The sequence below is a fragment of the Pseudomonas sp. FA117 genome (assembly GCF_057370475.1).
This window is the reverse complement of sequence record NZ_CM170675.1, coordinates 3076552-3098600: the sequence shown is the minus strand read 5'-3', so window position 1 is coordinate 3098600 and position 22049 is coordinate 3076552. Positions and strand designations below refer to the sequence as shown.

Genomic DNA, 22049 nt, shown 5'->3' with positions numbered 1-22049 from the left:
AGTTTGAGGCCAGATTTTCTTCCGCACATCGGCGACCGCTCCATTCATGACATCACCCGGCATCTGCTGTGGGGCATTCCGCCGGAGATGGTCAAGCAATTGCAGCTCAAGATGCGCAAGAGCCGTAGTAGTGCGTCCAAGGTGCCGCCATACATCGTTCCGTTGTCAGTCCAGGCGATAGAAGTGGTGGCTGCTGCTTGATCGCGTAGTGCCCGCGTGGCGGCATTTGCTTGCCCATCGAAGCGACTTGAGCAAACGCATCAGCGAGAACACTTTGAACAGTGCGCTGCGCCATATGGGCTTTGCTGACAGGCTCAGACACAGGCGAGGTATGCGATGAGATTTTCCCTGAAAGTTGACTAAAAATGATGGGTGTGTTCCTGCAAGGTATGAGGTACGCCGAAAGTGAGCAGCCCATCTTCCTGGATCCAGGACCGAGTCGATTGATACGCCCGCTGCAGCAGTTGATTTGTATGGTTGAAGTCGAAGACCGATGTGTCCAATGGGCACAACGGTGGTACCACATTTATAGTGGACCTAGGACTGTATAGCTCAATGTCCCGTACAAGTTGGCGCATACTCATGAGATTGAGCGAATGCAGGGCTAGTGCCACCAAGCCTTTAGGCGGGCTAGTGCTAGCACAACCGAACCCCGTGGGTACGACAATAATGCGCGTTGCGCCCAGTATCACTGCGCTGGCAATCGGCGTGTTACTGGCCACGCCGCCATCGACTAAAAATTTATCATCAATTCGTGCCGTGGGAAATATTAATGGAATTGCCGCGCTGGCGAGCAACGCTTTTTCCAGGCTGCCACGGGATAGTAGTTCCTCGGCACCAGTGAGTAAGTTTGTGGTAGCGATGTGGAGCGGCAACGCTGCTTCTTCGATCAGTTGTATTGGTAATGATCGATGCAGTAAGGCTTGTAAAGCCGACGCACGAAGTAGGTGACCTCGTTTCAACAGAACGCCTATCAATGTATCGGAAAGCGAAAACGGAAATACATCGGACTTGCGTAGGTCACGCCAGAAGCGGGCAAGCTCGGAGACCCCTTGAGCATTCGGCCTCGCTGCAAAGTACGCGCCATTGATAGCGCCCACAGAAGACCCCACGACTAAATCGAATGTAACACCCACTTCAACGAGTGCCTGCAGCATGCCAACCTGCACTGCGCCCAGGCTTCCACCCCCCGCGAGAACGAGTGCAGTTTTTTCAATAGACAATCCAGCTCTCCTATCAAAATTCTCATGCTAAACGAGCCACTCGCGCAGCTTTTATGAATATTAGACTACCTCAATGTTGGGCGTAGCTATTTCAGAAAGGTGCCAAAAAAGGCGGGACGTGCTCGAAGAGCAAGTTTATGAGATATAAAGCGTCGACAATTGGGTACGTTGGTGCTGAGCTAGCCTGTTCATCCCGTCGCATTCGCATGAGGCTGCCGTTATGATCCATTTTTTTTTCCACCCTACACCCAACCCAGCCAAAGTCGCCCTCTTTCTCGAAGAAACTGCTATGCCATACCAGGCAATAGCCATTGACACGAGCAAAGGCGAGCAGCACACGGCGGCGTTTCGGGCTGTTAACCCGAACGGCAAAGTGCCGGCGATCATCGATACCGATGGCCCTGCAGGCCGGGAAGCGCGCGTGTTTGACTCGACCGCTATCTTGATCTACCTGGCCGATAAGTCGGGCCTACTGCTCGGCGAGCCGGAAGATCGTCCCGAACTTCTGTCTTGGCTGTTGTTCGTGGCTTCGGGTCTCGGGCCGTTTTCGGGGCAAGCCGTCCACTTTCAATATGCTGCCCCGCAGGGGCTTGGCTATGCAGTCAATCGCTATCGTCGCGAGGCTGACCGCCATTATCAGGTGCTCAACGATCATTTGATTGGGCGCGATTTCATTCTCGGCAACCAGTACACCATTGCCGACATTTCGGCCTGGGGCTGGATCGACCGTGCGTCACGTGTATTCAAAGGCTCTGATGATCCGTTGGCAGCGTTTCCCCAGTTACAGCGCTGGTTTGCCAACATTGACGCGCGCTCGGCAGTATGCCGAGCGAGAGCGCTTTTCAAGTGTCACGCCTTCAAAACGGTGAATGATGATGAGACCCGGCGTGCGCTCTTTCCGTCGAACTACCCGCCTGCAGCATGTAAACGCGTTTGAATGGGGAAGCCCTCACTAAATCGCAGGCGCAGTGGCGCCTGCTGTCGTCCAAGGCATCCCAACGTGTGCTTTAGAGGGTGGAGGTGGCATGCATGGGCAGGCTGCTTGGCTGGTTGATGGGCTTGGGTACAGGGCGGTGCTCGCCCGTGTCGGCATGCTTCAGAACTATGGAGATTCCATGTCCAACATCGATTGGTTGAGTCAGCTTTTGAAAATGGTCACCGTCACTGGGCAGCTGGAAGTCCGTTGTTCGTATGGTGCGCCATGGCGTGTGAGTTGGGGAAAATCTGCGGCACACGTAATTCCCTATCATGTTGTGCTAAAGGGGCGAGCCCTCGTCGAGGACTTGGCGAGTGGCACCACCAGAGAGCTCGTGGGTGGGGATATCGTGCTGCTACCTCAGGGTGAGGCACATGTTTTGCACGATGGCAGCGGCGAAGTGCCTGGTGCGGCCTCCCTCCGCCAGAGCGCAGCGGGGTGGAAGGTCAGTGAAAATCTAGGTACGGGAGAACGCCTGGATATGTTATGCGGGCGTTTCTTTATAGCGCCACCTCATCATCGATTGATTCGAGATTATCTGCCAGTGGATTTGGTAGTCCGGACTCTGGATAGTCAATTGGCAGACAATGATCTTTCTGTGTCAAGCCATTTGGCTGGCTTACTGGGGATCATGCGTATGGAATCCGCCGACGATAAGCCCGGCGCAGGTGCCATTCTCAATGCGCTGACATCTGCGTTGTTTGCATTGGTGCTGCGTGCCGCCAGTGAAGCTGCACAAGCGCCTGCGGGCTTGTTGACGCTTGCTGGCAATCCGCGACTGGCCCCGGCCATATCAGCCATGTTCACCCACCCTGCGCACCCTTGGAGCCTGCCCGAATTGGCCGAGCTTTGCAGTATGTCGCGCGCGACGTTCATGCGTCATTTCCACGACAAGCTAGGACGATCCGCCAACGAACTGCTGCTCGACATCCGAATGAGTTTGGCGGCTAATGAATTGCAAAAGACGACTATGACGACGGAGGCTGTGGCCGACTTGGTCGGCTACCGATCAGTGGCTGCTTTCCGGCGCGCGTTCACCGACAAGATGGGCATAACACCAGGGCAATGGCGACGGCAGGCACTCCGCTCGAGCGAATTTTACGTATCGTCATGAATCGCAGTTAGCAGGCGGGTTGATTTGATCCGACTTATTCGTCGCCCGCGATGTTGGATGCCCTGGCGTCTTGCCGACCGCGGCGGCCGCCACGAACGTTGCTATCTGATGGAGCGTTGCAGCAATCCTGATTGATCTTTTCTGGCATTCTCTTGATCCTATGCGGTCTCGAATGAGTTATCGAGTAGGCCTAGAGTGAAGTCTCCAAATCGACGCAGCAAACGACGGAGACATCGCATGACTAGAACTGCTGTTCTTAAATCCGAACAAGTCCCAGCCGAATCGCTAGCAACGCTCGACGCGTTCAGCAAGGGGTTGGGGTTCACCCCAAACATGATGGCGAGCTTTGCGCAAAGTCCGATTGCGTTCAACGCTTGGGCGACGTTGCTCGGCTCTCTGAGCAAGGCGCTCGACGTGAAGACTCGAGACAGCATTGGGCTCGCCGTTTCCGAAGTGAATGGTTGCAACTATTGCCTGGGTGTTCACAGCTTCACGGCTGAGCATATGGCGAAGATGCCATCCGAAGAAATCATGCTGGCACGCAAGGGCCGGGCGACTGACCCGAAGCGCGATGCGGCGGTGCAGTTCGCACGCAAAGTTGTCAAGGCCCGCGGCCAAGTCAACCACGCGGACCTGCAGGCGATTCGTCATGTTGGCTATACAGATGCGAATATCATGGAAATTATCGCCCTAGTGGCAATGTACTCGCTGACCAACTTCTTCAATAACGTCTTCGAGCCAGAGAAAGATTTCCCTGCAGTCACTCCTGCAGGCGCAATCTGAACGAACCGGCCGCGCCATATAACGGCGCGGCTGGCCAATGGAAAACTAGCGAGGGCCGCTTGGTCGTTGCATGTTCAAGCGCCGGCCGTTGCGCCACCTTGAGCCGCTGCAGCTACACACCTCACCGACACCCGACCGAGAGAAGGTCGGCATTTAACTGGCATGATCATCAGGATTGTTAGGAGCGGCGGCACCAAAGGCTTGCAGGTCCGCTTCCGTCGAGCGTCGCTGGCCCGGAGGCTACCGGGTCAGCGAGGCGCGATGGCTGTTCCGCGGAACGATCAACACGGGCCGGCCGGTTTCAATTGGGTGAGGTTTACACATGAAGGAACTCGATTGGTTGTGCCACTTTCAAAAAATGATCGCAATTAGCGGGCAACTTGAAGAACGCTGTGTCTATCGGGCACCGTGGTCGATGACTGGTGGGCGATCGTCGGCGTTGGAGATTCCCTACCATATCGTGCTTAATGGGCGGGCTACGATTGAAGATATCGACACGGGAGAAAAAGCGACATTGACAGAGGGCGATGTGGTGCTGCTGTTACACGGTACAACCCATGCCTTGCACGACGGCAGTGGGTATAGGCCGCACCGTAGTTGTCAGTATCAAAGTTTGTCAGGGTGGATGCTCAGTGAAAACGACGGCCACGGTGAGCGCCTTGAGATGCTTTGCGGCAGACTTTTCATCGACGCCCCTCACGATCGGCTTCTGCGCGTTTATTTTCCCCGGACATTAATCGTGAAGTCCAGCTGCACGCTAACTGAAAGCCTGACGAATACAGGCGCCAGTCGACTAGCCAGCCTCATTGCGCTGATGCGTGGGGAATCCTCTGCTGACAAGTCGGGCGGGCACGCGGTTTTCAAAGCATTGAGCGCCGCCTTGTTTACCCTCGTCATACGCACAGCGAGCGAATCCGGCATCGTTTTGACGGGGTTATTGGCGGTTACTGGAAGCCGACGCTTTGAACCTGCTATTTCAGCCATGTTTTCCAATCCGGCGAGAGACTGGAATTTGCCGGACTTGTCCAAGCTTTGCAATATGTCACGAACTACCTTCATGCGCCGTTTTCAGGGCAAGCTGGGTTGCTCTGCCTTTGAGTTGCTAACTGACATTCGCCTGGGCCTGGCGGCCAATGCATTGAGCAAAACGTCCATCGCCACGGAATCGATTGCGGCCTCTGTAGGCTATCGATCCGTTTCTGCCTTTCGCCGTGTATTCTGCAAAAAATTAGGGATGACGCCAAGGCAGTGGCGCCGAATGTCGAAAGACTCTGGTGCCCTTAACACTCCCCGCGATCCTCAAGACCTTGATCTCTCTGCCTGGAAAGACTTGAGGATGGTCTGAGCCCAGTGGCACATGTGGTGCTTACATGTTGATGTTCCGATTGATCCTTTTGGGCAGGTGATTGAGCAGATAGGGTCTCGAAGCCGCTATCTGGTTTTTCTAAAGTGAGGCCGCCCAACCATTTCCAAGGTGCGAACACCGTGAACAACCCCGTCATTGAAAATATCTTGAGCCGTAGCTCCGCCAAGTACTACGATCCTGCCGCCACGCTGAGCGATGATCAGATTCGTGACCTCGTACGCATCGGTACTTGTGCGCCAACTTCCTTCCATCTGCAAAACTGGCGTTTTATTGCTGTACGGACGCCCGAGGCCAAGGCTAGGTTGCGACCCATTGCATGGGACCAACCCGCAATCACCGAGGCCGCGGTCACCTTTATCGTCATCGGTCGACTGGCCAATGCTAGCACTATCCCTAATCGTCTAGCGCCGGTGGTAGCAGCCGGCATCATGCCCGGCCACCTGGTGCCTGAGTGGGAAAAGCCGGCGCGCAGTTTGTATGATGACCAACCTCAACAGCAGCGGGATGAAGCGGTGCGCACAGCAACCTTTGGCACGGCGGCGATCATTTACACCGCGCGTTCGCTGGGCTGGGGTTCAACACCAATGATTGGCTTCGATGCCGAAGCGGTGCATCGCCAATTTGGCCTGTTCGACGATGAAATTCCGGTGATGCTGCTGAGCGTTGGACCAGAGCGCGCCGGCAATTGGCCGCAAAAGCCGCGCATGCCCATAGCGGATGTACTGGAATTTGCTTGATCGTCGGCGCTTTTGGTAACCGGAAGGGTAAAAATTACCCTGCCGCAAGCGCTGTGCTGGGTCCCGAACACTACCGACCCGCGGTGAGCGGGTCCATCAACCCGACTTTCTCGCGCCCTATTCATCGCGTACGCTGACCACCATAGGGCTAAAGAAACGGGCCAGCATCGCAGTACTGAGTTCCTCGCTTTTCTGAGAGTGATCGATGCGTCAGTGCCTGCCGATATGCCGGTTCATCTGATCATGGATAACTACGCAACGCACAAGACTGACAAAGTCAGAGCCTGGCTTGCGGCGCGTCTACGCTACAACATCCATTTCACACCGACTTCGGCCTCGTGGCTTAATTTGGTCGAGCGCTTTTTCACAACGCTGAGCGAGAAATTGGATTAAGCGGCAAGCACACGTTAGCGTCAAAGATTTAGAGGCTTCGATTGAGCACTACCTGGAAACTTACAAGTAGAATCCGAAGACGTTTCGGTGGCATAAGAAGGCAGAAGATATTCTCGCCTCAGTCGCTCGTGCAGTGCAGCACGAGCGCTGGGAAAGTGATTTTTCGCGGTACTTCTGAAATACCACACTAGGCCAAAAGGTCTTCTGAGGGCACAGAAGACCCTTTGCAGCAGGGGGGGTTATTTCCCTTCGAGTTCGGTAATGGAGGTGCCGGCAATGAAGATTGAAGCCGCGAGAAGGCCTAGGTCTTTCAGCAGAAATTGACCAGGAACCACCGATATCGCAGGGAAGCCTAAGCTGGGTTCGAATACACCGGGCGTGGTGATCATGAATGAAAGCGTGGTAATGAACAAGCCTGCCGAGAGCACACCGCCCACGGCTGAGAACTTAGCTGAAAATATTCGGCCGGCGATGAGCAGGCCAACGGAGACCTCAAGTACTCCGAGGAAATTGGAGAAGCCCTGAATGCTCATGAAATTGTACATCCACGAAAGCAGGGGGCTATTGCTGACAAAGCCATGGATACCGTTTGCCTCGTAGCCGGTGAACTTCATGCCTCCAAACCAGAAGTATATGACGGCCATGGCAAAATAGATGCCTATAACCCCGATGCGAGTGACGCGGGTACCTAAGCCCGTTCTAAAAGAGCGAGCGGCATGGGTACGTTCAGCAATTGAAGTGTTCATTAGCAATCTCCAAAGTATCGTGGCTGCAGGGCTGTTCATCACGGTGTTCATCGCCTACATCGATTCGAAGCGAATAGCACGTCTGAGTACGGCTTCATCATGCAACGTGAAAGGTATTCTTTGGCTGCTGAACGTCTCGAATTTGATGCAGATCATCCAGAATCCAGGGCAACGCCGCCCTGCATCGCCTACCCAGGCTGCTGACGCCATACGGTGCCCGTACTGCGCAGTACTACGGCGGTGGCGATACGGCATTATTCTGTTGCTGCGACATCTTCCCGATCACCATCAGCTCGCATCGGGAATGGTGGCAAGCCTTGCTGATGAAAATTGCGTGGGTGGAGCGTCGCTCGATTCAGCCTTCAGCGGCGATGCGTGATGTTTTCGGTGGGACCGCACTCGGCAGAAAGCGCTATATTTTCCAATGACATAGCTCGCCACTGCGCGGGCGTTATCCCAGTGTGCCTTTTAAACGCCTTTTGGAAGGCCGCATCCGACTTATACCCGCTGTCTTGCGCGACCGTGGCGATGGAGTCGGAGGTCTCGGCGAGCTGCTTGCTAGCTTTCGTCATACGTATGTCGATCAGCAACTCGCTCGCTGATTTCCCTGCGGCTTCAGTAAACTGACGTGCGAAGGTGGCTCTAGACATTAGGCACAGGGCTGCAAGCTCATCGGATGTCCATGGTTTGGCGTAATCCTCGAAAATCGCGTTGAACGCAGGTTCAAGCCTAGGTCGCTGAGAGAGCCGCAATATACCGGTGGGGGGCGCATCGCTTGAGCACGCTAGGCGCATGACTACGCAGAAGAGTGCGCCCGACAGATGGTGCATAAGTTGTTGGCTAGCAGGGCCTTGCTCCAACGCTTCTTCATGCATCAAATTCACTAATCGAGCCAGGCGGGTGCTGGAAATTTCTTCATCGATGTCGGGGTCATTCGAGAGGTTGTCCGGTCGCCTGCGGATCACCAGTTGCTTAGGTAAAGTTTTTTCGAAGAGTGTTTTATGCGACGCAGGGAGGATGAATTTCCCGCACAACATGTTAACGGGCAAGAGTTGTGTGCCGTTGGTTCGTATTTGCAAACCTTTAACACACCGCATCGATTTCACATTCACAGGCCCATCGCCATTCTCATACAATAGATGGGGCACACCAGAGGGTATCAGTAAAATATCACCTGCCTGCATAACGGTAATAGGGTGAGAACCGTCATCCACATGGGCTGAGCCGCGCAGAAGGATGTGGTAAGGAATTTCGTCTGGGCCAGATGCCGCGTATTCAAGGCACCAGGGCGGGCTAAAATGACATCGGGTCTCCAGTTTACCAGTGACCGGCATCAGGTAAAGGAGTTTGCTTAATATATCCATTTGAAACACCCGTGTACAATAACAATGTATTATAGCACTTGTTTGCTCACCGTCTATCATTCGGTTGGTTTCGCCAGGGCTTCGTAGTGCCATAGACCTGATAAACGTTGCCAAAAAACTGTCGTCCGTGACAGCTAAGAGTATCTTGAAATCAACAGGCGTTAGGCGCTTGCTTATCCGGCGCAGCCATCTTCTGTGCGATAGGATGGGAAGTCGACCGCTGTATCATTTACTCTGTTGATCAAGGTGATCAAAATGGTATTGCTGACGATCAGGCATATCTCAATGAGATTTTTCTCTGTATAACCTGCTGACATGACTTTATGAATATGTTCAATGTCAATCACGCCCTTGGAATTAATCAAGGTTCTGCTGAAATTCAGAATGGCGTCCATCTGCGCATGTTCTGCGGGGCGTTTGTGAATGATATCTGCAATTACAGATTTCGCTAAGTCGGAGAACTGGCCGAGAAAGGCATACGCATTTATGCAGTATTCACAGTTCAGTTCTACACTGACCTGCAATCTGATGGCGGTGATCTCGGCTTCGGTAAGATTGCTTTCGCTTATCGCTTTATCCAAATCGATTGTTGCTTTGAGTCCATTCGGGCAATGAGACGCGAAGGCGGCATAAACATTGGGGACTATGCCGGCTGATTTTTTTATTTCAGTATAAATTTCTGCAGTAATACCTTTGGCAGTCGAAGTGGGGGTCGAGGGTAAACGAGACATTGGAGCTATTCCTTTTTTATAAAGCATCTTTATTCGGGATGCCTTTACAATGCGGGCTATTATTGTTTTGACGAGTAAGGTTGTTGTCCGTTGAGGGTGGACGAATCAAGCAACAGGCCAACGGCTAGCGTCAGTTCCTCCTTGTGAGTCGGTGCCTGCGCCAAACATATATCGTTGCCAAAGCATGCGGCTTGAAATGGTGTCGCTGTCGCTCGTGAAGAGCAAGTATCGATCGTCATCGGCGCTTGATATGAATTCCCTAGCGTAGTATTCGAAGGGGCTAGTGTGCGACACACAATGGGCGCGTTGCGACGGCCTTGATGGTGATCTACATAACTACCAGTCTCGCTATAAATTTTTAAGGTTAACTGTTCATGGAACAGCGTTTGGGGTTGTTTGAATGACAACTCATGATGGTGTTGCATGTTTAAATTTTAGCGATAGGCGTTTGCCTAGCCACGCGCAATGGTGACCTTCGAGCACGCATTGGCTCAAGTCCCCATCATTATTTAGAGCATACTCACGCCACTCGGCTCGGTATTTCAAAATCGTGCTTGATTTCATTGGCTTCGGACTTAGAAAGTGCACGCGTCATCGCTAATGATAAGTATATGCTTGTGCGAATTTGATCCGCCGCGACTGGCCAGTCCGGCGCGGCTCTTTAGATGATTGCTGCAGTATCGGGTTGGGGCACCAGCGAGCGACTCGGTGTTGCGGGATTGCTTGCCAGATCCTGGCGCGTGGGTCATTCAGCTTGCGGGTTTTTCCGCCATATATTCGCGGCGCTTCTCGAGGAACAGGAAGTGCTATAGCAATATTTTGAAAGAATGCGCTGGGTCGGCGAGGCTAAGGTGGTCACCTGCACGACGCCGCGCTGCCCCGTGCGCCCTAGGCGTTATCTGACGATGATCGCGGAGAAATACTTGATGAGTTCCGGTGAAAACAAGGTTCAAGTGTCATGCAGGGTACTGCTTTGGAAGCTTGGGCTATGCGGATTGGCATTGGGCCTGATCTGGATGGATATAGCAGTATATAAAACAAAAATAGTTGAGTTGTCTTTCGTGGAGGTGGCTCAAGAGATGATGCTGTTCATGTGCGCTGTGCTATATTTTGCAGCTGCATGGAAAGGAAAAAGGCGCGGTCTAAACGTGCTGGTGGGGGGCTTTTTTTCGTGCCTGCTTATGCGAGAGTTGGACGGTCTGCTCGATCCACTTAGCCATAGTGCCTGGTGCTGGCCCTTTATCGTTATCGCGTTCGTCTCGTTGTCATATTCACTCAATGAACGAAATCGGCAAGCGACGATGCGCGACTTTGCCTGCTTTTCGGGTACTCACACATTTGGTGCGATGACGACGGGGTTAAGTATCCTTCTCTTTTCTCGTGTGTTTGGAATGGGCGAGCTTTGGCATCTGATTTTAGGCGAGGGCTACGTGCGGCTTGCAAAAACAACCGCGGAGGAGGGGATCGAGTTGCTAGCCTATTCGGTGTGGCTCGCCGCCAGTATCGAAAGTATCACTTTCGGTTATAAGTCGGTGGCTGGCACTGTATCCGCACAGCCGCGCGCTGAGCCTGCGGTTCATCGGTCTTTAGGGCGTGAATGACTCACGCTTAGCTATCACTGGCCCAGTCCCGGGCACGTTAACCTATCGTGGCCGGTTCGGCAAAATTAGCACTTTTTTGAAATTAGCGCTCCGTCGTGAATGCTAGTATACCGAGGGTGGTTCCTCAGGCTTCCTTTACGGTTCACCTGTGCGCGATCTGGAGTATGAGTGCGAAATAAGAAAAGGTGCTACATACCTGGTTCGTATGCAACGTTTTTTAAATAGCCTGATCAGGAATGGCAAATGCAAATGATGGAGGTACGGCAAACATCAACAGACCACATATCAAATTCTCGAACGAGCGCCGGAGTGAGTGATGAACATTAAATTAGCTTTGACTTTATTCGTTGTTACCAGCGTTGTCTCGATCCCATCCTACGCGGCAGAAAATCTCTGCGACGTCAACTTGCGCAAAATTGACGACTTGCTTCATACGGCAGGCCAAAAACTAGGCGGGGGGATAGGCGGCGACCTCAAGCAGGCGAAGATAGACGGTATGAAGGCAAAGGAAGACGGAGATATTGATAAGTGTATTGCCTTGACCTTGCGCGTGCTGACCCGCACAGAAAATGCCAGCATGGGCGGAGGTTGATGAAATAAGTGCTGTCGACTTGGGGGCCTGCGCAGGCAGCCCAGAGACGCAAGCCAGCACAATAAACAATGGGCCTTGAGGGTCTGGCGGCTCAACGTCGGTTCGATAGATGATGTTCGTACCAGCAGGCACATCTACGAACCGGCGACCGTTTCAGGCCTCGGTATGTTTCTGTCTTTTGAGGGCTGCCTTTGATCGTCATTCGGGCTGTTGGCAATGACCCGCTGATCCGCTTCAATCCGCACCCCACGGTCTGCCCATCTGCCGCGATTGCCAGCATCCCGGTGGCCAGCGACGAAACTGCCCAGTGGAACGCCTCGATCAGGGCCTGGCGATACGGTGTTGGCGTGCTCGCATCTCTGCTGAAGCGGAACATGATGATGCCACGGCACAAAATATTTGGATCGCAATCATAGCTCAACCGCGTTAATAAACTGCTCTACGTTCTGTGGCGTTTTGTAAGAGGCTCGCTGGCCGCCAGCCACCATGAGTTAGGGTGCTACCCCACTTAATGCACAATAATGACTTGTCTTCCAGCAGGGTGCTGATATGAATACTCGAAAAATTAGAGCTGTATGTGCCTGCATGATGTTGACCACTTGCCTTTACACCGCGCTGTCAGCTACGGGTGTGCAGGCGGCCAGTGATAAGCCCACATACTCGGAAACATTCAAGCTGTATGTCGACCAAGATGGCAATATAAAAGTCCCCCAGAATTACAGAACTTCCTTCATCTTTCTTGGCTCTTTTGCCGTGCCGGGAGGAGATTCATTGGGGGGGCTGAAAGAGCTGCACCAGGTATACGTAGATCGCGACTCAGTGGAATACTACAAATCCCATGGTGAATTTCCTGACGGCGCTATTTTAGTCAAAGAATTGCAAGAAACCGCTGCGGCTGACCTGACCACGGGCCACGCGTCTTTTTGGAATAAAAACGTTGGCTGGTTTGTGATGATAAAAGACAACAAGGGGCGTTATCCGAAAAGTGGGGTATGGACGGACGGTTGGGGCTGGGCGTTGATTGCTCAAGAAGCCCCAGCAGTGACAACCAACAAAGATACGGGCACTTGCATCTCCTGTCATACGCCAGTCAAAAAAACGGATTGGGTGCATGTTTGGGGTTATCCGTTACTCGAGGCAGGTGACAAAATATCTACCCTTAATACTAAATAATCCTGGGTGGCGAGCGTTGTTTTGCGCTGCATAACGCTTCGCTTGAGTCTGATCAGTGCACCTGGACGGTGTAGGGGATTCATCTTCAGCATGGCATTGAAGGAGCATTAGTTGCGGCATTGTTGAAATAGGTAAATCGGCCGCGGGTGTGAGGGTGTCAATCACGTTCCCACCCGCGTACCTCCCTCCCAGTACCCGCCGGGCCGGCTAAATCAAACGGTTTGAACATCCAGGCGATGCGCTCGAATTTTCGATTTGGCGGGCTCCTCCATTTCAATTGTTTTCGACTTTCGCCTATCCGACCCGAATCCCACAGGGGAATGATACTTGTCTATTCAGCGAATTTTTACACTCATTTTTGCCACCATCATTGTCAGCGCGATCGCGCTCTGCCTGTTCGTATTGGCAATGATCAATAACCAGAAAAATCTAATGGAGCGCGAAGAAAATCGTTATAGATCCTATCTGCTAGCTGATGAATTCAGGCAAAGTTCAGATGATTTGAGTCGCATGGCGCGCTCCTTTGCGGTTACCGGAGAAAATCGCTACGCCGAGCTGTATCAGAAAATTTTGGCGATCCGCAATGGGCAAGATGCTCGACCCGCTAATTACAATGCGCCATACATTGATTTTCTGGCCGCTGGTCAGCCGGTTGATACGGCCTCCACGCCGGCAACTGCACTGCTAGAACTAATGCGCCTTCAGGGAATGAGCGATGAAGAGCTTGCACAACTCAGGGAGGCGGAGCGTGCATCGAACGAACTTTCGCAAATTGAGTCCCGGGCGATGGATACCGCCTGGGGGACGAATGGTTTACCAGCTGATCTAACGGTCTCTACACAGCTTGTCTACAGCCCTCGGTATGATGCGGAAAAAGCACGCGTCATGGGGCCTGTTAAACAATTTTTTGTCTTGCTCGATCAACGCACGCAGCACGAAGTCAACGACTTGCGCTCTACAAGTGCGATGTATATGACAGTGGTTTGTGCGATGGTGATCTTGCTCATTGTCATTGCGGTCGTTGGCATCGTCACCATACGTCGAAAAGTCGGTGGTGCGCTACTGCGGCTTTCCAATGATGCTCAACGCGTAGCTGAAGGCGATCTCAGTGCCACTTTGGAGGCTGAAAAGGGGGGGGAGTTTGGTGTTTTATCGAGTGCGTTCGCAGCGATGGTTAACCGGTTGCGCGAAGTGGTAACCAATGTGGTGAGTTCTAGTAGCCAACTGGGAGTCTCGGCTGAACAACTGAGCAACACGACACGCGTCACGTTGGAAAACGTGAGGCAGCAAGAGCTTTATACTTCTGAAGTAGCCACAGCCATCACGGAAATGGCGGCAACCGTCCAAGAAGTGGCGCATCATTCTGCGCAGACCGCAGAAGCCGCCCAGAAAGCGGACAGCTCAGCGGCGAATGGTCGTGCGGTGGTAGAGCAAATGGTGAGCATCATCCAACAGTTGTACGATGATATCGGTGATGCCGCTGAGGTGATAGAAGCGCTGGCCGCTGACACTGCCAGTATCGGCGGTATTCTGGACGTGATCCGCAGTATCGCCGACCAGACAAACCTGCTAGCGCTCAATGCTGCAATCGAGGCAGCCAGGGCTGGAGAACAAGGCCGAGGTTTCGCGGTGGTCGCAGACGAGGTACGTAACCTCGCCAAGCGCACTCAGGATTCTACCCAAGAAATTCAGGCGATGATCACGCGACTGCAGGAAGGTGCCAAGCATGCAGTGTGCGTCATGGATCAAAGTCGCAGTCAAGCAGGCGCGGGCTCACGGCAAGCTGACAACGCCGGCGCTGCGCTTGGGAGCATTACCCATGCAAACCGGGTGATCAGTGACATGGCCGCCCAGATTGCCAGTGCAGCCGAAGAGCAAGCTGCGGTCGCGAATGATATAAGCCGACGAATCGAGCAGATTCGCGAGTTAGCGAGCCATAACGCTGCCGGGTCTGATCAAGTGACGAGCGCTAGTGAGGGCGTTGCTCGTCTAGCTGAAGGTTTGTACGCTCAAGTCAGCCATTTCAACATCATAAAAAAATGACATTGAGTTTTTGGGAGGGCTACCAGCTTCACGGTGAGCAACCCGGTACGCGGTGAGTTCGCTTAAACAAAACCCCCTGCGAAAGTGGGACTTTCCAGGGGGCGGGTTGTGGGCTGACGAAAGGAGTTAGGGCAAAAAGAAACCGAACGATTCGATCGCGTTCACCCGCGCCTCGACACGCGGAAGAGGCGCGCAAAGTCAACCATAAGCGCTACAAGTCAACGGTCACCAACCCCTGCGCTCTGGAATTCGAAGGGAACCCGTCTTTCAAAAGCTCGGCTGAGGAAACAAACTTCAGCAACCCGTCTTTATCGACAGCAAAACTGTGTATTGCGTTGCCCGACTCGTTGGTATTTTCCTTGGTCTGATTGATCCTTTGATTGATGACGTAGAGGAAGTCTTCAGCAGGGGAGAGCGCTACCTCGAATGAGGTGCTGCCCGGTTGTTTAAGGTTTCGATTGTTGATGAAAGATTCGCCAGGCATTGGAACTTCAAGGACCTGCAGCTCCAGGGGCGAAAGCGCGTTTTCCCCGGAAATGTCATAAACCGATAGGGTACTTGCAGTTTGCGGGGTGCCCTGCCGTGGTAGGTTATTGACGGTGTACAGCCGAGTTGCCTGTTTGTTGACCAGAATCCAACAGATATCTTGACCACCATTGGTGACGGCGTTCACGAACTTCAAGCTCCCCGAATCGTCATGGGAAAATACACCTAGCTGATTTCTCGTGACAAAACCGGCGTACAATAAATTTCGTGATGGATGACTCCAAAGGCCCAGCGGCATCGAGGGTACTCCGGGCATACCCATGTAAAGGTAATCCTCAATCGTTTCCGGCAGTGTGGTCTCATTGACAACCGTTATCTTTCCGTTGTCATCCACCTTCAAGGTTTTAATCTGCCCTTGCACGCTGGTTTTCGGTCCTGCCAAGAATGAGCGTGTGCCATCCCCATCAAAGTCAGCATCCACCTGGAATTCGTCAGCGAAAAATAGATTTTTGACAGTCTGCGATGCATGAATCTGCGCAGGTTTTTGGAAGCCCGGCACCTTCAATGTATCGGCATGTACCAAGGTGCCATTTTGCTGGATTTGGAATGAAGTGTAACTGGCACCGTCGGGGTCGGCCAAACTAGCTTTTTGATGGTAATCCTCGTTCCGGTTGGCGGCGACCAAGATATTACCTGAAATGTTGATGCTCACTGGCGCAATGCCCTTTGATGGAAAAGGGGACCCGGGGAGTTCAGTGAGAGTGCCATCCTGCTCGATACTGAAACCGGAAATATCGTTGCTGTGGGTGTTCACGGCATACAGGTGTTTTCGATTCCCGCTAATAATGATTTGTGAGTCGTTGTCCTGCGGGCCAAGTTTCCCATGGGTATCGTTATTGATGCCTGTGCCGTTGGTCTTATAAAATTTTACAAACCGAAGGGAACCATCGCTTAGTCGTTGGTACTGGGCGACCGCATTTTCGTGTGCTTTAATATTGTTCGTCAGTGTGTACAGGTACTGTTTATGGCCGTCTGCGAATGTCGCGCAGCTGGCACAGAGTGCCGCGGCGGTTAAAATTATTTTTGGTATGGCTGGCATACGAACGTCCTCAAGTAAATTATCTATTAATGGTTTAGATAACTGCTGCGGTGAGCGCCGATTCATGCTGCTCGAGTGAAAAACCTAGCATTAACTTTAATCAGTTTGCTTTCAAGAAAGTGCCTTTTTCTTTACAGAAGATGAAATCGAAAGCACACAGCCGGAGGCGTCTAAGCCTGGCTGGCTAATGGGTGGGTGATTGAAATTCGGAGCCGAAGTTTTTCGGCCATGGAGTCACGCCTGGACGGGAATCGTTAAGCTCACTCAAGAGCGTATTCAGACCTGCTCAGGCGCTGAAAACACATGCACTGTCCACCTGTCGCAACTCGGGACGATAGGGCAGTGTTTGGTGAGGGTTTAGAACTTATACCCCAAGCCAACCATGTACACCCAAGGGTCGATGTCCACGTTCAGCTTCAAGTCGCCGACCCCGGCCAAATCGGCGTGAGCATTAGTATCAATGTCGATGTACCGCAACTGCCCGTTGATCATCCAGCGGTCGCTAATCATATAGTCAACGCCAACTTGTACGGCCATACCCCATGAGTCATCTAGATCCAGATTGCTGTACCCTTTGGCTTCAGCGCTGCTCGAGGTGTGCGTGTCATAGAAGGCGGTGTAGTTGATGCCAATGCCGGCGTACGGCTGAAACGCGGATCTTTTATCAAGCGGGTAATATATCAAGCTCAGGGTGGGAGGCAGATGCTTGATACTGCCCAAGTCACCGTTGAGCCCCGCTAAGTCTTGAGGTAAGCCGTGCACACCTACATCGTGCTTGAAAGTGGCGGCCAACAATTCGATGCCTATATGGCCAGTCACCATGTAGGCAACGTTGAGGCCAAGTTGAGTATCGCTGTCCACTGTTGCTTCGCCACCCAAGTTGCCAAGCCTGCTTTTCACGCCGGAACTGTCTTCGTTCGGTTCCACGGTGATTGCGCCAGCCCGAATGATGATGTCACCTGCATCATAAGCGCGCGCAAAACCTGAAGGTATCGCCAACATAAGTATAAAGCAATAAAGAGTCTTTTTTTTCATGGCTGTTCCGCTCAATTGCTAGGACGTTCACGAATGCTGATGTTTGGCTACTGAGTTCTAATGTAAGCTTGGATTGATCCGGCTGTAGGTGTGCGAAAACCCTATTGTGACAGTGCGGCATAATACCGTCGTTGGCGGGTGGCCAAAAACATGTTCGTGTAGACGCTAGCACGGTCGTTATCGGCCTGCTTTCAAAAAACTGCTGCATTCGTCGAGGGGTGAGTGCTACTCATTAGCGGCTTCTTGGGGGGGGGGGCACTGCGCAGGGTTGATGACAATGTTAGCAAGTTTTTGGAAGCGGCGCGCTTGGCACCGCGCTAGCCTTGACCGTGCATCAACAACATAATTGCGCATAGGAGAGCTTGCGGTGAAAAGTCTCAACTCCAAGACAATCAAGGTATTAACGATCACGGCGTGTTTGGGGTTATATATCTCGACCGCCCATTCCTCAGAGTATCCGGACGTAAAAATTGGTCCAAAATTTAACGATAAAGGGCAACTGATACAACCCAAGGATTTCCGCCAGTGGGTCTTCATAGGGGCACCGCTCACTCCCAATGGATTGAATAACGGAAAAGCGGGCTTCCCTGAATTCCATAACGTTTACGTGGAGCCAGCGGCGTTTGAGCATTATCGAAAAACGGGAGTTTGGCCCGAAGGGACGATGATGGTGAAAGAGCTGCACCTTACAGAAAAAGGACAACTGTCTGATGGCTCAAGAGTTGAGCCCTCGGGCAGAGGTTATTTCCCCGGCGGCGGCCCCAGTGGGCTAGACGTGTCGGTGAAAGACAGTAAACGATTCGCCAAGACAAAAAACTGGGGTTTCTTCAACTTCGGCCATCACGCTCCACCCTTTGCAGCAGTATCAACCGAAGCGCCAAAAGAAGCCTGTGCTGGTTGCCATATCGATAATGCCCAGGAAGATATGGTTTACGTCCAATTCTATAAGCCCATCCTGGATCCACTGCCGCTGCCTAAGCAATAACGTATCAACAATAAGCCTTACTTTCGGATCGGTAAGGCTTTTTTAGTTTCGGTGCAAGAGAGCGACTGACGATTTCGTTTCTCGATCAGCCAGCACAGCATACTCAAAACAAGTCGCCGTCGGTGCGATAGGCTGACGGGTCCATGAAAACCACGGAAAAGCGCACGTTTTTGTAATCTCCCTCTCGTTGATTGGGCTAGGCTTATCTCCAGAGCCGTCAACGGTAGCGCCGTCACGGACCTTGAACAGCCCGGGCTTGACCCGCTGGCCCAGGCGCGCACTGAACCCATCCAAGGGCAATACGATTCATTGCACACCTAACGGGATGGAGCGGACCGTTTGGGCGAGTAAGCTTCAAGCAAGAACTGTGCCTGTGCGTGCTACTGGAGCTTCCTGCAGATGTCAGCAACTCTGGTTTGCGTTAGAATGCCGCATCGCACCGTAAACAAGATTTGGGTTCTGATCGTACTTTAAAATCTTGCATAAAGCCGCAGGATATTTAATAAGTGAGGCGAAGATGACAACCCACCCCCTCTCCCTATCTCCTTCCAATCCTACAAAGACACAGGTTTACAATGTTGTCTCCGCGCGATTTATGAAGCAAAAAAGTAATCAGACTTACTCATCTAAAACGGGACAGTTGATAATATTAATTTTTCTTTCGGAAAATGGCATTTTGACATTGAAGGAACCCGAGGCGCCTTTTGAGGTAGAAATAAGATGCGGCACATGTATTGTGCTGGGGGGCGCCGAAATCGAAAAAATAGCTGCGTGGGATCATTCAAACGATTTTGTCGAAATCATGATAGACCATCATTTTTTATCAAGTTCAATTGAGTCGTTGAAATTAGATTTTGCGTCCCTGAAAAAAATCGTTGCACATTACGGTCCTGAGTTCGGCTTCGATTGCGTCGCACGTCGTATGGCCAATAAAATCGGGGAAGGTATCACATCCTACGCCAGCTTGATTAGAAGTGGCGTACATTGCCCGGCTGCGGCAAGATTCATTCTCGCGATGGTACTGAAAAGCGGCAAGACGACAGAGGCTGAATTTGACATCTCGCGCAGGAAATTACAATTGCCTGAGCCTAGGTTCAATAAGGTTGCCGATTATATCGGTGAACGTATCAGCTCGGCCATTCATGTTGGCGAACTGGCGAGTATTGCAGCGCAAAGTCATTTTCATTTTACCCGCACGTTCAAAGCCAGGACCGGGCAATCTCCGCATGCTTATGTTCTGGAGCATCGTATCCGTCGCGCCGAGCGCTTGCTGGCGGAAACCAGCATCAGTTTGTCGCAAATTTCACAGGATTGCGGGTTTAGCTCTCAGTCTCATTTCACCACTGCCTTCAAACAACATATCGGGTTAACGCCTGGTCACTATCGATGCCTATGGTTAAATTAAACGCTGATCCATCCTCGGTGACAGTGTTGCGAGTCCGCGTCTGGCCTGCCTTCTAGCGCTCGACGTATAGAGCGTTACACAAATAGCACATCGTGCAGCGCGGAAAGTAGGCAATTACCTATGATCGCCCGCGCTTGCACCTCGCCACCTCATGCACAGGCTAAATATTCGTTATCGTGTCGAGCGAACGTGGCGGACGATATCAGCTCCTTGATTCCTGGTCATCACGAGGTGTTACCCATTGCCAACACTACATGTTTTATTGTGCGTCAGTGTGTTGCTCGCGTTCATCATGGGCTTCGCTATAGTGCGCGGAGATATTTGTGCGGTCGCGGCGGTAAACTATTGGATAAATCAAAAACGTACCGCATACCTTAGGGCTTTCATCGCAGCATCAGCATCGGCCGGTCTCGCGCTTTTGCCCTGTGCTTGGTTTTTCCAGGACTTCGTAGCATTATCGAAAATTCACCCGGTTTCTACCGCCACGCTTGTCGGGGGCGCTTTTTTTGGCTTGGGTGCTTTTCTGAATGGCGCTTGTGTCTTTGGAACCATCGCACATATATCAAGAGGTGAAACTAATTATCTGGGCTCGATAGTGGGTATGTTTCTCGGGGGACTTTCTGCACCGTTTGCCACTTCGAACGCTGAGGTTTACAGCACTTCTCCATTGTCAAGTCCCACTATTTTGGCGGTCCTTGTCTGGCTGGCATTCATTGGTATCCTCATTCATCAGTTGTTTTCAAGGCACCGACTGATCCGGCTCAATTATTTTAAACTGACTGCGAAATATGAGTGGGATCCTATCTTGTCAATGACAGTGATCGGCATGACGGGGGGCTTGCTCTACGGTACAGTCGGCAACTGGGGCTATTTAACTGTGCTTTCTCAGGACGCTGCCAAGCTCACCAACCCGTACACGCCCAGTGTCGCAACCCCGGTTCTGACGGCCACGTCTGCGCTTTTCCTGGGCGCTATAGTGGCTGCCTGGAAGATGCATCGGCTAAACCTACGTAAACCCGAGGTTTTCAAGTTTGGTCAAAAGGTAATAGCGGGTATGTTAATGAGTGTTGCCGCGACTCTGATTCCTGGGGGGAATGATGTGTTATTGCTCTACGGTATACCATCGTTCGCGGTTCATGCGCTTGTGGCCTACCTCGTCATGCTCGCGACGCTGGCGATACTTTTTAAAAGCAGGAAAGCTCGCTGATTGAACGTTGTTTGCCTCCGTACGTGCGAGCTTAGGCCATTGGGCGTGTGAAAGTGTTGCAGTCGATCGTACTTTGAATTCATTAGGGCCGACCAGTGCCATTCATACTATCGCCGCATCGGGCCCCCCTGATCGTCAGCAGAGGAGCTCCGGTGTTCAGCTCTGGTTTTATGTGGCCAGCCTGGGGCTTCAAGCCATGGCTATATTTTTCGGCCTTCGATAGCCGAGAGGGAGTGACCAACCACTAGGATTGAAGCAGCCAGCAATCCGATATCCTTTAATAAAAACTGCCCAGGCACCACACTTATCGCTGGGAAGCCAATGGTCGGTTCGAATACCATAGGTGTACTGATCATGAATGAGAGCGTGGTGACGAACAGCCCTGTGGACAGCACGCCTCCGATGACTGACAGTTTCGGGGAAACGCACCTGGCTGCAATCAATAATCCGATAGCAATTTCAAGCACGCCTAGGAAATATGAAAACCCCCTGATGCTCATGAAATTATACATCCAGGACAAGAGCGGGCTGTTGCTGACGAAGCCGTGGATCCCATTGGCCTCGTAGGCGGTGAATTTCATCCCGCCAAACCATAAATAAATTATCGCGAGGGCAGCGAATATAGCGATCTCGCCGAGCCGGGTAATGAGTGACCCCATTGGCTCAGCTTCGCTGATGAGCGTGAGTTGGTCTTCCGGGTGATCAGTGGAATTACGCATGATACGTCCTCGAGGTGTGGATATTGGCTGGCGTCGATTATCCATCAATAGCAGGGTTTTGTTTGATGTTGCGGGTAGGCCACCGTAGCAGAACGACAAAGCCGTAAGAGATTTGAATTCCTGAGGTGAATGCATAGAAAGGCGATGTAGGAAAAAAGGAGCGGGCGCATAACCCTAAAGTTTGCGCCCGCCCAAGCGACGATCTTACTGGTTCCTTTAGCAAGACCCTTGGAGCATAGCGTACATAACGTTCTGGGGAGGTATTTCAGTT

General features: G+C 52.2%; 20 protein-coding genes and 3 pseudogenes. 16 read left to right on the top strand and 7 right to left on the bottom strand.

The window, feature by feature from the left end; genetic code table 11:
• Positions 1-66: 66 nt before the first annotated feature.
• Positions 67-316: pseudogene (locus AC1TXO_RS14225) on the top strand (tyrosine-type recombinase/integrase); the annotation flags it as partial.
• Between the two features lie 43 nt (positions 317-359).
• On the opposite strand, the gene AC1TXO_RS14220 reads toward AC1TXO_RS14225, so the two are convergent.
• Positions 360-1223: a patatin-like phospholipase family protein gene (locus tag AC1TXO_RS14220; protein WP_486402347.1), complete on the bottom strand. Its 864-nt coding sequence runs from the start codon at positions 1221-1223 to the stop codon at positions 360-362.
• A gap of 220 nt (positions 1224-1443) precedes the next feature.
• Between AC1TXO_RS14220 and AC1TXO_RS14215 the strand changes: the two genes are divergently transcribed.
• The 6 genes and pseudogenes from AC1TXO_RS14215 to AC1TXO_RS14190 all read left to right on the top strand — a co-directional run.
• On the top strand, positions 1444-2160 hold the full coding sequence (locus AC1TXO_RS14215) for a glutathione S-transferase family protein (RefSeq protein ID WP_486402346.1): 717 nt from the start codon (positions 1444-1446) through the stop codon (positions 2158-2160).
• Positions 2161-2338: 178 nt separating this feature from the next.
• Positions 2339-3313 (top strand): cupin domain-containing protein, encoded by a 975-nt coding sequence (locus AC1TXO_RS14210; RefSeq protein ID WP_486402345.1) that lies wholly within the window; start codon positions 2339-2341, stop codon positions 3311-3313.
• A 237-nt stretch (positions 3314-3550) separates the two neighbouring features.
• A complete protein-coding gene (locus tag AC1TXO_RS14205) occupies positions 3551-4096 on the top strand; it encodes a carboxymuconolactone decarboxylase family protein (protein ID WP_486402344.1) in 546 nt (181 codons plus the stop codon).
• 322 nt (positions 4097-4418) lie between these two features.
• Positions 4419-5441 carry a cupin domain-containing protein gene (locus AC1TXO_RS14200; protein ID WP_486402343.1) on the top strand — a complete coding sequence of 341 codons (1023 nt, stop codon included), beginning with the start codon at positions 4419-4421 and terminating at the stop codon, positions 5439-5441.
• Between the two features lie 140 nt (positions 5442-5581).
• A complete protein-coding gene (locus tag AC1TXO_RS14195) occupies positions 5582-6199 on the top strand; it encodes a nitroreductase family protein (protein WP_486402342.1) in 618 nt (205 codons plus the stop codon).
• Between the two features lie 162 nt (positions 6200-6361).
• Positions 6362-6770, top strand: a pseudogene (locus tag AC1TXO_RS14190) (transposase); the annotation flags it as partial.
• A gap of 61 nt (positions 6771-6831) precedes the next feature.
• Here the strand turns inward: AC1TXO_RS14190 and AC1TXO_RS14185 are convergent.
• A complete protein-coding gene (locus AC1TXO_RS14185; RefSeq protein WP_486402341.1) occupies positions 6832-7338 on the bottom strand; it encodes a YkgB family protein in 507 nt (168 codons plus the stop codon).
• Here AC1TXO_RS14185 and AC1TXO_RS14180 point away from each other — a divergent pair.
• Entirely contained in the window at positions 7331-7717 is a 387-nt protein-coding gene (locus AC1TXO_RS14180; RefSeq protein WP_486402340.1) for a hypothetical protein, read from the top strand. The genes AC1TXO_RS14185 and AC1TXO_RS14180 overlap by 8 nt on opposite strands.
• Here AC1TXO_RS14180 and AC1TXO_RS14175 read toward each other — a convergent pair.
• Positions 7701-8702 carry an AraC family transcriptional regulator gene (locus tag AC1TXO_RS14175; protein WP_486402339.1) on the bottom strand — a complete coding sequence of 334 codons (1002 nt, stop codon included), beginning with the start codon at positions 8700-8702 and terminating at the stop codon, positions 7701-7703. The genes AC1TXO_RS14180 and AC1TXO_RS14175 overlap by 17 nt on opposite strands.
• Positions 8703-8875: 173 nt before the next feature.
• Entirely contained in the window at positions 8876-9433 is a 558-nt protein-coding gene (locus tag AC1TXO_RS14170; RefSeq protein WP_486402338.1) for a carboxymuconolactone decarboxylase family protein, read from the bottom strand.
• Between the two features lie 926 nt (positions 9434-10359).
• Between AC1TXO_RS14170 and AC1TXO_RS14165 the strand changes: the two genes are divergently transcribed.
• From AC1TXO_RS14165 to AC1TXO_RS14145, 5 genes and pseudogenes are all read left to right on the top strand, one after another.
• On the top strand, positions 10360-11034 hold the full coding sequence (locus AC1TXO_RS14165; protein ID WP_486402337.1) for a hypothetical protein: 675 nt from the start codon (positions 10360-10362) through the stop codon (positions 11032-11034).
• A 316-nt stretch (positions 11035-11350) separates the two neighbouring features.
• Entirely contained in the window at positions 11351-11626 is a 276-nt protein-coding gene (locus AC1TXO_RS14160; protein WP_486402336.1) for a hypothetical protein, read from the top strand.
• Positions 11627-12211: 585 nt separating this feature from the next.
• Complete coding sequence (locus tag AC1TXO_RS14155) at positions 12212-12799, top strand: cytochrome P460 family protein (protein WP_486402335.1); 588 nt, start codon at positions 12212-12214, stop codon at positions 12797-12799.
• Positions 12800-13207: 408 nt separating this feature from the next.
• Positions 13208-13930, top strand: a pseudogene (locus AC1TXO_RS14150) (methyl-accepting chemotaxis protein); the annotation flags it as partial.
• 39 nt (positions 13931-13969) lie between these two features.
• Positions 13970-14842: a methyl-accepting chemotaxis protein gene (locus AC1TXO_RS14145; protein ID WP_486406842.1), complete on the top strand. Its 873-nt coding sequence runs from the start codon at positions 13970-13972 to the stop codon at positions 14840-14842.
• A gap of 211 nt (positions 14843-15053) precedes the next feature.
• Here the strand turns inward: AC1TXO_RS14145 and AC1TXO_RS14140 are convergent, their stop codons facing one another.
• On the bottom strand, positions 15054-16427 hold the full coding sequence (locus AC1TXO_RS14140; RefSeq protein WP_486402334.1) for a lactonase family protein: 1374 nt from the start codon (positions 16425-16427) through the stop codon (positions 15054-15056).
• A gap of 357 nt (positions 16428-16784) precedes the next feature.
• Positions 16785-17462, bottom strand: coding sequence for an OmpW/AlkL family protein (locus AC1TXO_RS14135; protein ID WP_486402333.1), 678 nt, complete (start codon positions 17460-17462; stop codon positions 16785-16787).
• A gap of 367 nt (positions 17463-17829) precedes the next feature.
• Here AC1TXO_RS14135 and AC1TXO_RS14130 point away from each other — a divergent pair, with 367 nt between their 5' ends.
• The 3 genes from AC1TXO_RS14130 (at position 17830) to AC1TXO_RS14120 (ending at position 21059) form a co-directional block, all read left to right on the top strand.
• Complete coding sequence (locus tag AC1TXO_RS14130) at positions 17830-18447, top strand: cytochrome P460 family protein (protein ID WP_325976134.1); 618 nt, start codon at positions 17830-17832, stop codon at positions 18445-18447.
• Between the two features lie 517 nt (positions 18448-18964).
• Positions 18965-19852: a helix-turn-helix domain-containing protein gene (locus AC1TXO_RS14125; RefSeq protein WP_424476052.1), complete on the top strand. Its 888-nt coding sequence runs from the start codon at positions 18965-18967 to the stop codon at positions 19850-19852.
• 274 nt (positions 19853-20126) lie between these two features.
• A complete protein-coding gene (locus tag AC1TXO_RS14120) occupies positions 20127-21059 on the top strand; it encodes a YeeE/YedE thiosulfate transporter family protein (RefSeq protein WP_486402332.1) in 933 nt (310 codons plus the stop codon).
• Positions 21060-21259: 200 nt separating this feature from the next.
• Here the strand turns inward: AC1TXO_RS14120 and AC1TXO_RS14115 are convergent, their stop codons facing one another.
• Positions 21260-21778: a YkgB family protein gene (locus AC1TXO_RS14115; RefSeq protein ID WP_445672044.1), complete on the bottom strand. Its 519-nt coding sequence runs from the start codon at positions 21776-21778 to the stop codon at positions 21260-21262.
• Between the last annotated feature and the right edge of the window lie 271 nt (positions 21779-22049).